Source organism: Streptosporangium brasiliense, assembly GCF_030811595.1.
GTDB classification, from domain to species: Bacteria; Actinomycetota; Actinomycetes; order Streptosporangiales; family Streptosporangiaceae; genus Streptosporangium; species Streptosporangium brasiliense.
In genome coordinates this window covers 467,861-479,816 of sequence record NZ_JAUSRB010000002.1, presented here as the reverse complement: position 1 = coordinate 479,816, position 11,956 = coordinate 467,861, and the positions used below count along the sequence as shown (strand labels likewise).

The following is an 11,956-nucleotide window of genomic DNA, read 5'->3' as shown; positions in this document are numbered from 1 at the left end:
CCGTGAGCGGAACGAGCAGATGAACATCGACTGGGCCGCCCTGAGAGCGGAGGCCGTGCAGGCCATGGCGAACGCCTACGCCCCCTACTCCAAGTTCCCGGTGGGTGCCGCGGCGCTGGTGGACGACGGGCGGATCGTGTCCGGCTGCAACGTGGAGAACGCCTCCTACGGCGTCGGGCTGTGCGCGGAGTGCGGGCTGGTGTCGGCGCTCCAGGCCACCGGTGGCGGTCGGCTGACCGCCTTCACCTGCGTGGACGGGCACGAGGAACTGCTCATGCCGTGCGGGCGGTGCCGTCAGCTGCTGTACGAGTTCGGCGGCGACACGCTGCTGGTGGAGACCGTGGACGGGCCCAAGCCGATGGCGGAGATCCTGCCGTACGCCTTCGGACCCGATGACCTGAGCCGGGGGGCCTGAGCATGGACGCGATCGACGTCATCGTCACCAAGCGGGACGGCCGGGAGCTGTCGGCCGAGCAGATCGACTGGGTGATCGACGCCTACACCAGGGGGGCCGTCGCCGACGAGCAGATGTCCGCCCTCGCGATGGCGATCCTGCTCAACGGCATGACCCGGCGGGAGATCGCCGAGTGGACCCAGGCCATGATCCGGTCCGGGTCCCGGATGGACTGGTCGGCGCTGCCCGGCCGGACCACCGACAAGCACTCCACCGGCGGCGTCGGTGACAAGATCACGCTGCCGCTGGCCCCGCTGGTCGCCGCGTGCGGCGGCTACGTGCCCCAGCTGTCCGGCCGGGGGCTGGGCCACACCGGCGGCACCCTCGACAAGCTGGAGTCGATCCCGGGCTGGCGGGCGTCCCTGTCCAACGAGGGGATGCTCGACGTGCTGGGCAAGGCCGGCGCGGTCATCTGCGCGGCCGGCGACGGGCTGGCCCCGGCCGACAAGAAGCTCTACGCGCTGCGCGACGTCACCGGCACCGTCGAGTCGATCCCGCTGATCGCCTCCTCGATCATGTCGAAGAAGATCGCGGAGGGCACCGGGGCGCTGGTGCTGGATGTCAAGGTCGGCTCCGGCGCCTTCATGAAGACCGTCGACCAGGCCCGCGAGCTGGCCACGACCATGGTCGAGCTGGGCACCGACGCCGGGGTCAACACCGTCGCGCTGCTGACCGCCATGGACCGGCCGCTGGGGCGGGCCGTGGGCAACGCCCTGGAGGTCACCGAGTCGGTCGAGGTGCTCGCCGGCGGCGGGCCGGCCGACGTGGTCGAGCTGACGGTGCGGCTGGCGCGGGAGATGCTGCAGGCCGCCGGCCTGTCCGGGGGCAAGGACCCGGAGCAGGCCCTGAAGGACGGTTCGGCGATGGACGTCTGGCGCCGGATGATCAGTGCCCAGGGCGGCGACCCGGACGCCCTGCTGCCCAGGGCCGCCGAGACGCTGGAGGTCACCGCGCCCTCGTCCGGCGTGCTGACCAGGCTCGACGCGTACGGCGTGGGCCTGGCCGCCTGGCGGCTCGGCGCGGGCCGGGAGCGCAAGGAGGACCCGGTGTCCTTCGGCGCGGGCATCATGCTGCACGCCAGGCCGGGTGACCTGGTCCGTCAGGGGCAGCCGCTGATGACCCTGCACGCCGACGAGACGTCCCGCTTCGAGCGGGCGCTCGCCGCGCTGGAGGGCGCCTACGCGGTCGGCGAGACCGCCGACCCCGGCCTGCTCCCGCTGGTCATCGACCGCGTCACCGCCTGAGCGCCGCCCCGCGCCGGTCCGCCGCTCTCACCTCCGGGCCGGCCCGGGCCGCTCAGGGCCGGGCTCCCGGCGCGGGTCCGGCCTGGACCGGCTGGATGTCCGGTGCGGGTCCACTCTGGGCCGGTTGCGCGCTGTCCGGTGGTCCGGCCTGGGCCGCGCGGGCCGTGGTGTGTGCCGTCCGTGCCGTGTGGACCGGCTGGGCTGTCCGTGTCGTGTGGACCGGCCGGGCCGCTCAGGCCCGCGCTTCGGCGGGGCTGGAGCACGAGGGCCGGTCCGGCTGCCCGGAGGTGAAGATGTCCGTCAGCACGGCGCGGTGGGTGAGCAGCGCCGCCGCGTGACGGGCGCGGCCCTCGTCGGTGATGAGGACGAAGACGCCCCGCCGGTCGGCCTCGCACATCCCCCGGCGCACCAGCCCTGACTTCTCCAGGCGGGCGATCAGCCGTGAGCACGCGCTCTGGCTCAGGTGGACCGCGTCGGCCACCTCCTGAACCCGGTATTTCTCCTGGCCGCCCTCGACCATCCGCTCCAGGACCTCGAACTCGCTCATGCCGAGCTGGTGTCTCTCGGAGAGCTCGCGTTCCAGTGCGCAGGCGGTCGCGGCGTGCTTGGCCAGCACCTCTCGCCACGCGCGGACCGCGTACTCCTCGCTCATGCCGCGGATCTTACCATGCACAGGCATTAAATGCACGTGAATTAAATTCGGTTGCATTAAATGCACCTGCATGTATTGTTGCCCCCCATGAACCCCTCCCACGACGGGCGCTGGGACGCGCGCCTCTGGGCCGCGCTCACAGTGCTCTGCGCTGTCGTCTTCCTCGACGCACTCGACGTCTCGATGGTGGGCGTCGCCCTGCCGTCCATCCAGGCCGACCTCGGCCTGTCCACCTCCTCCCTGCAGTGGGTGGTCAGTGGCTACGTGCTCGGATACGGCGGTCTGCTCCTGCTCGGGGGCCGCACCGCCGACCTGCTCGGGCGGCGCAGGGTCTTCCTGGCCGCACTGGCGGTCTTCGCCGTGGCCTCCCTGCTCGGCGGCCTGGTCAGCGACGGCACGCTGCTGATCGCCGCCCGCTTCATCAAGGGGATCAGCGCCGCGTTCACCGCCCCCGCCGCGCTGTCCATCATCACCACCACCTTCGCCGAGGGCCCGGCCCGCAACAGGGCCCTCAGCATCTTCACCGCCTCCGGCGCCAGCGGCTTCTCCCTGGGCCTGGTCATCTCGGGATTCCTGACCGAGCTCGGCTGGCGCTGGACCTTCCTCATGCCGGTCCCCGTCGCGATCATCGCGCTGGCGGCGGCCCTGCGGTTCCTGCCCAAGCACCACGAGGAGAGGGCCGAGGGCGGCTACGACCTCATCGGCGCGGTGACCATCACCGCCTCGATGCTGCTGCTGGTGTTCGCCGTGGTCGAGGCCCCCGAAGCGGGCTGGGGCTCGGTCCGCACGATCGCCACCCTGGTGGCCGCAGCGGTCCTGCTGGCGGTGTTCGTGCTGGCCGAGCAGCGGGTCAAGCACCCGCTGGTCCGGCTCGGCATCCTGCGCTCGGGCCCGATCGTCCGGGCCAACCTCGGCCTGGTGATCCTGTTCGGCTCCTACGTCGGCTTCCAGTTCGTGGCCATGCAGTACTTCCAGAACTTCCTGCACTGGTCGGCCCTGGAGACCGCCCTGGCGTTCCTGCCCGCCGGACTGCTGGTGGCCGTGACGTCCACCAAGATGGGCGGCCTGGCCGACCGGTTCGGCACCGCCCGGCTGATCGTGATCGGCTCGGCCGCGCTGGCCGCCGGCTACGCCTTCTTCCTGCGGGTGGACGGCAGCCCCAGCCTGGCCACGCTCATCATCCCCGGCATGGTCCTGCTGGGCATCGCCTTCGCACTGTCCTTCCCGTCGCTGAACATCCAGGCCACCAACGGCGTCGCGGACGACGAGCAGGGACTGGCCTCCGGCCTGCTCAACACCTCGGGACAGGTCGGCGGTGCGGTCGTGCTGGCCATCGTGACGGCGGTGCTCACCTCCAGCACGAGCGCCGACCCGCTCGACGGCTTCCACGCCGCGATCACGGTCTCCGGGATCCTCGGGCTGGTCGGCCTGGTGATCGCCCTCACCGGCCTGCGCCGCCCCCGTACGGCCGTCGCCGTCGAGGACGAGAAGGTGCTGGAGACGGTCTGACGACACTCGCGCGCCGTACGGGGGACACGGGCCCCGCGCGGCACGACGGCCGGCCGCCGCGGGGATCCGGGTCCCGCGGCGGCCTCGTCGTGTGCCGCCCTCCCGGTTCCCGGCCGGATCCTGACCCCTGCCCCGGCACGCCGCCGCGATCCGGATCCGGCTGCCGCGATCGGGATCCGGTCGATCTCGGCCATCGGGTGAACCACTCCCGGGCGCGGGGCATCTAACGACCCAGGAGGCCATCATGAAGCGCACCCACCTCGTCCTCGCCCTTGTCCCGCTCGTCCTGTCCGCCGCCGGATGCGGCTCCGTCGCACCGGAGGACCTCTCCTCCGCGTCCTCGGCCGCCCCCGCGTCCTCGGCCGCGCCGCCCCAGCCCACGTCGTCGCCGGGATCCTCGTCCTCCACCCCGGGGCGGGCGGCCCCGAAACCTCCGACGAGCACCAAGGAGGTCGAGGTCAAGCGGGCCGTCGACGGGACGCCGACCGTCACCGGCGTGCGCTTCGCCGGGCACGGCGGATTCGACCGCGTGGTGATCGACCTGAAGGGGAACGTGCCGGGATACAGCGTGCGATGGGTCCCCGAGCTCGTCCAGGACGGGTCCGGCGAGCCGATCGGCGTCAAGGGCGGCGCCTACCTTCAGGTGTCGCTGAGCCCGGCCAGCGCGCACAACCGCTCGGGCAGCCCGAGCTGGGCAGGCGGGCCGATCTTCCAGGCCGGGCTGGGCAACGTGCGGCAGGTGGCCAAGACCGGTGACTTCGAGGCCGTGGTGGGGGTGGGCATCGTCCTGGACCACCGGGCGGCCTTCCGGGTGACGGAGCACAAGAACCCGAGCCGGCTGGTCGTCGACGTCGCCCACTGAACCCGAGCCCACGGAGCCCGAGGCACTCAGCCCGAGCCCACTGAACCCGAGCGACTGAACCTGAGCGCACTGGGCGCGAGCCCGCCGAGACCGATGACAGACTGGTCCGATGGTACGCAAAATCGACAGCGCGACGCGGATCCCGGTCCCGGGCGGCAAGACGATCGACGAATACGTCGGCAGGGTCAACAGCGGTGACAGCGGCATCTCGATCGCGCACATGAGGGCCCCCGCCGGGTGGGACGAGCCGGCCCAGACACCGGAGTTCGGCGAATACACGCTGGTGCTCAAGGGCACGGTCGTCGTGGAGCACGCGGAGGGCACGACCGAGGTCAACGCCGGGCAGGCGTTCGTGAGCGAGCCGGGCGAGAAGATCCGCTACAGCTGTGGCCCCGAGGGTGCCGAATACGTCGCCGTCTGCCTGCCCGCTTTCTCCCCCGAGTCCGTCAACCGCGAGGAATGACGCGCGGCGGCCGCGCGGTCCGCGCCGCGGTCACGGGCGGCCCTCCTCCGCCACGGCGGTCGCGGGCGCCGGGCGAGGCGGCGCCGGGCGTCCCGCGGCCGGCTCGCGGCCACGCGCGCCCGCGAGAGCGCCGGCCGTACACCCGGTTATACGGCGGCCCGACGGTAAGGTGATGAGATGAGTCAGCTACCCGCTCTTGAGGAGATCCGCCGGGCCCCCAAGGTGTTGCTCCACGATCACCTCGACGGTGGCCTGCGGCCTGGGACCATCGTCGAACTGGCCCGAGAGACGGGCTACGACAGACTTCCCTCGACCGACGTCGACGGCCTGCGGGCCTGGTTCCGGGAGGCGTCCGACTCCGGCTCGCTGGAGCGCTATCTCGAGACCTTCGAGCACACGGTCGGCGTCATGCAGACACGGGAGTCGCTCGTCCGGGTCGCCGCCGAGTGCGCCGAGGACCTGGCCGACGACGGCGTGGTCTACGCCGAGGTGCGCTACGCGCCCGAGCAGCACACCTCCGCGGGCCTCAGCCTCGAAGAGGTGATCGAGGCCGTGCAGGAGGGTTTCCGGGCCGGTTCGCAGGGGCGCGGCATCCGGGTGGGCACGCTGCTCACCGCGATGCGCCACCAGGCCAGGTCCATGGAGATCGCCGAGCTCGCGGTCCGCTACCGCGACGTCGGCGTGGTGGGCTTCGACATCGCCGGCGCCGAGGCGGGCTACCCTCCCACCCGGCACCTCGACGCCTTCGAATACCTCCAGCGCGAGAACGCCCACTTCACCATCCACGCCGGTGAGGCGTTCGGCCTGCCGTCGATCTGGCAGGCGATCCAGTGGTGCGGCGCCGACCGGCTCGGCCACGGGGTCCGGATCATCGACGACATCGCGGTGACCGGCGACGGCGAGGCCAAGCTCGGCCGGCTGGCGGCCTACGTCCGCGACAAGCGGATCCCGCTGGAGATGTGCCCGACCTCCAATCTGCAGACCGGCGCCGCGACCTCCATCGCCGAGCACCCGATCGGCCTGCTCCGCCGGCTGAACTTCCGGGTCACGGTCAACACCGACAACCGGCTGATGAGCGGCACCTCCGTCTCCGAGGAGTTCGCCAAGCTGGCCGAGGCGTTCGGCTACGGCTGGGACGACCTGCAGTGGTTCACGATCAACGCCATGAAGTCGGCGTTCCTGCCGTTCGACGAGCGGCTGGCCCTCATCAACGGCGTCATCAAGCCCGGATTCGCGCGGCTCAAGTGGCAGGCGTGAGCGGGCCGGCACGAGTGGAGCGAACTCGATGAAGCAGGTGTTCCGGTCGAGGGCCGCGCTGATCCTCGGCTGGATCTGGATGGCGTTCGCCGCGGGCAACGCGGTGGACCTGACCGTCCGCTACAGCGGGCCGTCCTCGCTGGTCGCCGCCGCGGTGCTGGGGGTGCTGACCGCGCTGGTCTTCATCACCTGCCTGCGCCCGGCGGTCGTCCTGGCCGAGGACGGCGTGCTGGTCCGCAACCCGCTCAGGAACACCTTCGTTCCGTGGGAGGGGGTGGAGGAGGTCACGGTCTCCCACGCGATCAAGATCACATCCGGCGACGGGAGCGTCCGCTGCTGGATGCCGCAGACCTCGGCCCGCGAGCGGGCGGCGGCCGTACGGCGCAGCAACCCCGCCGGCACCGGTGGCCGCTACCGGACCGAGCCGGCGCGCTCGAAGGGGGAGCAGGCCGCAGCCGAGGCGTTGGCGGGCAAGACCCACGCCGACTGGGTGGCCGAGCAGATCACCGAGCGCGCCGAGGCCGCCAGGCGGGCGACCGCCGGATCCGCCGGACGACAGGCCGCGGAGGCCGGCGGTGCCACCGGACCCACCGGGCCGGCCGGTGAGCCGGCGACCGGGGCCGGGCGGATGAAGGTCACCTGGGCTCCGGGCGCCCTGGGCGCCCTGCTGGCCGCGGTCGCCCTGGTGGTCGTGGCCGCCGTCGCCTCCTGACCGGCCCGGTGTGGCCGCCGTCGCCTCCTGACCGGCCCGGCGGGGCTCCGGGGCCGACGTGGGACACGGTGGAGACGTGCAGTCCGAGCTGATCCGCGATCGACTGCGGCGCTGTCGATCTCGCCTTGCCGGCCACGAGGTGTCCGCCTTTCCCGTCGGGGCGTGTCCCGGACCTTGACGGGAGGTGTCCTACGCCGCAGGATGCCCAGACCACAGCCCAGACGTCTGGGTTCACGCTCCAGATCTGCGCTTGACCCCGCGGGCGGGACGGAGAAGAGGCACAGATGACCGAAGACCACAGCCACCGGACCGAAGAGAGGACCGCCCCCCAGCCGGTGAGTCCCGTCCGTGTCGCCGTGGTCCAGCTTGATCCGCGGGTCGGGGTGGACAGCCGCAAGGACAACATGGCCCGTGCCCTGCGGTCGGCGACCCAGGCCGCCGACGGCGGGGCGGACCTGGTGGTGCTGCCCGAGCTGGCGACCACCGGGTATTCGTTCGAGACCCGCGCCGAGGTCTACGCGCACGCCGAGCGGGTCCCCGACGGCGAGACCGTGGCGGCCTGGGAGTCCTTCGCCCGCGAGCGCGAGGTGTACGTCGTCGCGGGCCTGGTGGAGCGTGAGGGCGCGCGCCTGTACGACACCGCCGTCCTGGTCGGGCCGGACGGTTACATCGGCCGCTACCGCAAGACGCATCTGTGGCACCGGGAGAAGCTGTGGTTCACCCCGGGCGACGAGGGATACCCGGTGTTCGAGACGCCGATCGGCCGCATCGGGCTGCTGATCTGCTGGGACAACTGGTTCCCCGAGGTGCCCAGGCTCCTGGCCCAGCAAGGCGCCGACATCCTCTGCAGCATCAACAACTGGGTGTCGACCTCGCAGCCGCGCTTCGACGAGTCCGGCAGGTGCATGGCCAACTACCTGACGATGACTGCCGCCCACGTCAACAACGTGTTCATCGCCGCCGCCAACCGCGTGGGCGCCGAGCGGGGAACGGAGTTCATCGGCTGCTCGATGATCGTCGGGACGGACGGCCGGCCGCTCGGCGCGGTCGCCGGCCACGAGCGGGAGGACATCCTGTTCGCCGATGTCGACCTGGTCTCCGCGCGTAGCGCGCCGGTGTGGAACGAGCTCAACGACCTGCTCAGGGACCGCCGGACCGACCTCTACGACGCCATGCTCGGCTACCGGGGCGGTCCGGCGCTGCCGCGCTGAACGCCGGACGCCGCCGGGTCCGCGCCCGCCGCGAGGGCCCGAGCCGTCCATGAGCGGCCGCGGTGTGCTCCATCAGTGGTGAGATGTGTAGTTTCGGGCGGATTATGGGAAGATCGCGTCCGCCCGACGGACCGCACGGTTCCGTCGAAACGGAGAGTTTGACGGAGCCGCACGGTTACGTCGAAAGGGAGAATCGTGAATCGCAGGACCCTCGACCTTGCCGTCCCCATGGTCTTCGCCGCCGTGATGGTGCTGGCCGCCGTTTTCGGCGCCGGAGGGACGGCTGTCCGGGCGGTGGCTCTGGTGGGCGGCATGGCGGTGGCGATCTACTACGCCGCGCTCCGCAAGAACATCAAGCAGTGACGCGCCCGGCGGCGCGTGGGGGCCGGGCCCGGAGACGCGGAAGGGGCCCCGGCGGGGACTAGGGGACTGCTCCGACGGGGACCAGGGGACTACAGGCCGAGGACGCCGGAGAGGCCGGCCTTCAGCGCGTCGAGGTCCCGTACGGCCCGCGCCCGGGCGTCGGCGACCTCCCCCGTGACGGGGACGACGACCTCCAGATAGCACTTGAGCTTGGGCTCGGTGCCCGACGGGCGGACGACGACGCGGGCGCCGCCGGACAGGCGGTAGCGCAGGCCGTCGGTGGGCGGCAGGCCCGCGGAGCCCTCGCTCAGGTCGTCGGCCGACTCGACCGCACGGCCCCCGAGCTCGGCCGGCGGGGTGGCGCGCAGGCGGGCCATCGCGTCGGTGATCAGTGACAGGTCCTCCACCCGGACCGAGAGCTGTGCGGTGGCGTGCAGGCCGTGCCGGCGCGCCTGGTCGTCGAGGAGGTCGAGCAGGGTGCGGCCGTCGAGCTTGGCCTGGGCGGCCAGGCCGGCGACGGTCAGCGCCGCGCCGATGCCGTCCTTGTCGTGGACGGGCAGGCCCGAGCCGGAGCCGACGCTGTATCCCAGGGCCTCCTCGTAGCCGAAGACCAGCCCGTCCCCGGCCTTCATGATCCACTTGAAGCCGGTGAGGGTCTCGGCGTAGCGCACGCCGTACGCGGAGGCGATCTTGCCGAGCAGGGAGGAGGAGACGATGGTGGTGGCCACCAGGCGCCCGTCGCCGGAGGTCTGCCTGATCACGTGCTCGCCGAGGAGGGCGCCCACCTCGTCGCCGGTCAGCATCCGGTAGCCGCCGTCCGCCAGGGGCACGCCCACCGCGCAGCGGTCCGCGTCGGGGTCGTTGGCCAGCACGATGTCCGCGCCGGTGCTCCGGGCGAGCTCCAGCGCGAGGTCCATCGCACCCGGCTCCTCCGGGTTGGGGAAGGCGACGGTGGGGAAGTCCGGATCGGGGGCGGCCTGTGCCCCGACGGTCGCGGGGACGTCGAAGCCCGCCGCCCGGAAGGCCCCGGCCAGCGTGGCGCCGCCCACGCCGTGCAGCGGTGTGTAGGCCACCCGCAGGTCACGGGCGTCGCCGAGCGGGAGCGCGGTCACCGCCTCCAGGTAGGCGGCCACGACGTCGTCGCCCAGCGTGGTCCAGGCGGGGTCGGCGGGGGAGCCGAGGGGCAGGCCGGAGACCGGGCCGACGGCGTCGATGGCGGCGGAGATCTCCGCGTCGACCGGCGGCACGATCTGGGAGCCGTCGCCCCAGTAGACCTTGTAGCCGTTGTCCCGGGGCGGGTTGTGGCTGGCGGTGACGGTCACGCCCGCGTCGGCGCCGAGGTGGCGGACGGCGAAGGCCAGCACCGGGGTGGGCAGCGGCCGGGGCAGGACCGAGGCGCGCAGCCCGGCGCCGGTGAGCACGGCGGCGGTGTCGTGGGCGAAGACGTCGGAGTTGTGCCGGGCGTCGTAGCCGATCACCACGTGCCGCCCGGGGCCGAGGACCCGGGCGAGACCGGCGGCGGCGCGCATGACGGTGACCCGGTTCATCCGGTTGGGGCCCGCGCCCAGCTCGCCGCGGAGCCCGGCGGTGCCGAACTCCAGCTTGGTCCCGAACCGCTCGCGCAACGCGCCCGCGTCGCCGTCCTCCAGCAGCGCGGTGAGCTCGGCCCGGGTCTCCGGGTCCGGATCCTGGGCCAGCCAGGACTGCGCAAGCCGTACGAGATCGCTGCTCATCGTCACCCCATGCTCCGGGCGGTCGCCCGCCCGCCCGTCGGCCGGTCACCGGCCGCCGCCACGGCCCGCCGGGCCGCGCGCGGTTGTCTCCTACAGCTTGTCGACGACCTTGGACAGCAGGCCGCCCATGCGTGCGGCGGTGGCGCGGCCGACCTCCAGCACTTCCTCGTGGTTCAGCGGCTCGCCCACCAGCCCGGCGCCCGGGTTGGTGACCAGGGAGATGCCGAGCACGTCGGCGCCGCCTTCGCGGGCCGCGACGGCCTCCAGCACGGTGGACATGCCGACCATGTCGCCGCCGAGGATCCGGCACATGCGGACCTCGGCCGGCGTCTCGTAGGTCGGACCGCGGAAGGCCACGTAGACGCCCTCGGCCATCGACGGCTCGATCTCGCGGACCAGGTCGCGCAGTCGCCGGGAGTAGACCTCGGTGAGGTCGACGAAGGTGGCCCCGGTGATCGGGTTGGCGCCGGTCAGGTTGATGTGGTCACTGATCAGCACCGCCTCGCCGACCTCCTGGGTCTCCGGGCGCAGGCCGCCGGCGGCGTTGGTCAGCACGACCGTGCCGACGCCGGCCTTGATCGCGGTCCGCACCCCGTGCACGACCGGGTCCACGCCGCGTCCCTCGTAGAGGTGGGTGCGGCCCAGGAAGATCAGTGCGGTCTTGCCCGACCCGGTCCGCACCGCGCGGACCCTGCCCGCGTGGCCGGCCACGGCGGGCGGTGCGAAACCGGGCAGCTCGGTCACCGGGATCTCGGCGATCGTCTCGCCGATCGCGTCGGCGGCCGGCACCCAGCCCGAACCCATCACGAGCGCGACGTCGAACGACTCGACTCCGACAGCGCTCTTCAGCGCGGTCGCGGCTCCGGCGGCGAGTGCATAAGGGTCATTGCTCACGTTGCAGAGCGTACTCGCCGTTCTTCCCGGATCGGGCCGCGCGACATCCCGGCCGGGCGCCGGGACGCCCGCGCCGGGACCGGCGGCCTCCGTCAGCCCCCGAGGGACTTGCAGGGACGGCTGCGCAGGTCCTTGACGTAGTCGTCGGGGGCGCCGGCGTGCTCGGCCGCCTCGGCGAGGATGCCGAGGTAGCGCGCGGAGGGCAGACCGCCCTCGTAGCCGTCGAGCACGTAGAACCAGGCGACGACCTCGCCCTCCAGGGTCTGCACGCGGAGCCTGACCTTGTGGTAGAGGCCGCGGGCCGCGCCCTCCCACTGGTCGAGGGAGGTCTCGTCCCATTCGGGCACGTCATAGAGGACGACGAAGACCTGTTCGTCGGGATCCTCGACGATGGAGGCGAGCGCCCCCTCCCAGCCGAGGTCGTTCCCACCGAACGTCAGGCGCCAGCCCTGAAGCCAGCCCGACCCTCGCATGGGAGAGTGCGGGGCCCGCTGGGCCATCTGCTTCGGGTCCATGTTGCTGCCGTAGGCGGCGTAGACAGGCACGGCATCCAACATTAATCGAAGATCGGCCAGACGCCCGCTCCGCCTCGGCGTCCCGTC

Annotated in this window: 13 protein-coding genes; 9 read left to right on the top strand and 4 right to left on the bottom strand. The window is 72.6% G+C overall.

The window, feature by feature from the left end; translation table 11 throughout:
- The first annotated feature begins 19 nt into the window (after window positions 1-19).
- Together J2S55_RS10630 and J2S55_RS10625 are read left to right on the top strand one after the other, a co-directional pair.
- The gene (locus tag J2S55_RS10630) at window positions 20-415 is read left to right on the top strand and encodes a cytidine deaminase (protein WP_306859306.1); all 396 of its coding nucleotides are present in this window, start codon (window positions 20-22) and stop codon (window positions 413-415) included.
- A gap of 2 nt (window positions 416-417) precedes the next feature.
- Entirely contained in the window at window positions 418-1,698 is a 1,281-nt protein-coding gene (locus J2S55_RS10625) for a thymidine phosphorylase (RefSeq protein ID WP_306859304.1), read from the top strand.
- Between the two features lie 232 nt (window positions 1,699-1,930).
- Here J2S55_RS10625 and J2S55_RS10620 read toward each other — a convergent pair whose 3' ends face one another.
- The gene (locus J2S55_RS10620) at window positions 1,931-2,350 is read right to left on the bottom strand and encodes a MarR family winged helix-turn-helix transcriptional regulator (RefSeq protein WP_306859302.1); all 420 of its coding nucleotides are present in this window, start codon (window positions 2,348-2,350) and stop codon (window positions 1,931-1,933) included.
- Between the two features lie 87 nt (window positions 2,351-2,437).
- On the opposite strand from J2S55_RS10620, the gene J2S55_RS10615 reads away from it, so the two are divergent.
- From J2S55_RS10615 to J2S55_RS10585, 7 genes are all read left to right on the top strand, one after another.
- Window positions 2,438-3,859, top strand: coding sequence for an MFS transporter (locus tag J2S55_RS10615; RefSeq protein ID WP_306859300.1), 1,422 nt, complete (start codon window positions 2,438-2,440; stop codon window positions 3,857-3,859).
- Between the two features lie 244 nt (window positions 3,860-4,103).
- Window positions 4,104-4,721: an AMIN-like domain-containing (lipo)protein gene (locus J2S55_RS10610; RefSeq protein ID WP_306859298.1), complete on the top strand. Its 618-nt coding sequence runs from the start codon at window positions 4,104-4,106 to the stop codon at window positions 4,719-4,721.
- A gap of 109 nt (window positions 4,722-4,830) precedes the next feature.
- Window positions 4,831-5,184: a cupin domain-containing protein gene (locus tag J2S55_RS10605; RefSeq protein WP_306859296.1), complete on the top strand. Its 354-nt coding sequence runs from the start codon at window positions 4,831-4,833 to the stop codon at window positions 5,182-5,184.
- Between the two features lie 177 nt (window positions 5,185-5,361).
- Window positions 5,362-6,441: an adenosine deaminase gene (locus tag J2S55_RS10600; protein WP_306859293.1), complete on the top strand. Its 1,080-nt coding sequence runs from the start codon at window positions 5,362-5,364 to the stop codon at window positions 6,439-6,441.
- Window positions 6,442-6,469: 28 nt separating this feature from the next.
- Window positions 6,470-7,153: a PH domain-containing protein gene (locus J2S55_RS10595; protein ID WP_306859291.1), complete on the top strand. Its 684-nt coding sequence runs from the start codon at window positions 6,470-6,472 to the stop codon at window positions 7,151-7,153.
- Between the two features lie 284 nt (window positions 7,154-7,437).
- A complete protein-coding gene (locus J2S55_RS10590) occupies window positions 7,438-8,364 on the top strand; it encodes a nitrilase family protein (protein WP_306859289.1) in 927 nt (308 codons plus the stop codon).
- A gap of 195 nt (window positions 8,365-8,559) precedes the next feature.
- Complete coding sequence (locus J2S55_RS10585) at window positions 8,560-8,727, top strand: hypothetical protein (RefSeq protein WP_306859287.1); 168 nt, start codon at window positions 8,560-8,562, stop codon at window positions 8,725-8,727.
- An 89-nt stretch (window positions 8,728-8,816) separates the two neighbouring features.
- On the opposite strand, the gene J2S55_RS10580 is transcribed toward J2S55_RS10585, so the two are convergent.
- The 3 genes from J2S55_RS10580 to J2S55_RS10570 form a co-directional block, all read right to left on the bottom strand.
- Complete coding sequence (locus tag J2S55_RS10580) at window positions 8,817-10,460, bottom strand: phospho-sugar mutase (protein WP_306859285.1); 1,644 nt, start codon at window positions 10,458-10,460, stop codon at window positions 8,817-8,819.
- 90 nt (window positions 10,461-10,550) lie between these two features.
- Complete coding sequence (locus J2S55_RS10575) at window positions 10,551-11,354, bottom strand: purine-nucleoside phosphorylase (RefSeq protein WP_306859283.1); 804 nt, start codon at window positions 11,352-11,354, stop codon at window positions 10,551-10,553.
- 92 nt (window positions 11,355-11,446) lie between these two features.
- Window positions 11,447-11,911: a gamma-glutamylcyclotransferase family protein gene (locus J2S55_RS10570; RefSeq protein WP_442480486.1), complete on the bottom strand. Its 465-nt coding sequence runs from the start codon at window positions 11,909-11,911 to the stop codon at window positions 11,447-11,449.
- Window positions 11,912-11,956 lie beyond the last annotated feature (45 nt).

Excerpts from the sequence above, each read along its gene's own strand:
- J2S55_RS10595 (WP_306859291.1), top strand. The coding sequence starts at position 6,470 with ATGAAGCAGGTGTTCCGGTCGAGGGCCGCGCTGATCCTCGGCTGGATC.
- J2S55_RS10620 (WP_306859302.1), bottom strand. The coding sequence starts at position 2,350 with ATGAGCGAGGAGTACGCGGTCCGCGCGTGGCGAGAGGTGCTGGCCAAG.
- J2S55_RS10625 (WP_306859304.1), top strand. The coding sequence starts at position 418 with ATGGACGCGATCGACGTCATCGTCACCAAGCGGGACGGCCGGGAGCTG.
- J2S55_RS10630 (WP_306859306.1), top strand. The coding sequence starts at position 20 with ATGAACATCGACTGGGCCGCCCTGAGAGCGGAGGCCGTGCAGGCCATG.
- J2S55_RS10590 (WP_306859289.1), top strand. The coding sequence starts at position 7,438 with ATGACCGAAGACCACAGCCACCGGACCGAAGAGAGGACCGCCCCCCAG.
- J2S55_RS10615 (WP_306859300.1), top strand. The coding sequence starts at position 2,438 with ATGAACCCCTCCCACGACGGGCGCTGGGACGCGCGCCTCTGGGCCGCG.
- J2S55_RS10600 (WP_306859293.1), top strand. The coding sequence starts at position 5,362 with ATGAGTCAGCTACCCGCTCTTGAGGAGATCCGCCGGGCCCCCAAGGTG.
- J2S55_RS10610 (WP_306859298.1), top strand. The coding sequence starts at position 4,104 with ATGAAGCGCACCCACCTCGTCCTCGCCCTTGTCCCGCTCGTCCTGTCC.
- J2S55_RS10605 (WP_306859296.1), top strand. The coding sequence starts at position 4,831 with ATGGTACGCAAAATCGACAGCGCGACGCGGATCCCGGTCCCGGGCGGC.
- J2S55_RS10570 (WP_442480486.1), bottom strand. The coding sequence starts at position 11,911 with ATGTTGGATGCCGTGCCTGTCTACGCCGCCTACGGCAGCAACATGGAC.
- J2S55_RS10580 (WP_306859285.1), bottom strand. The coding sequence starts at position 10,460 with ATGAGCAGCGATCTCGTACGGCTTGCGCAGTCCTGGCTGGCCCAGGAT.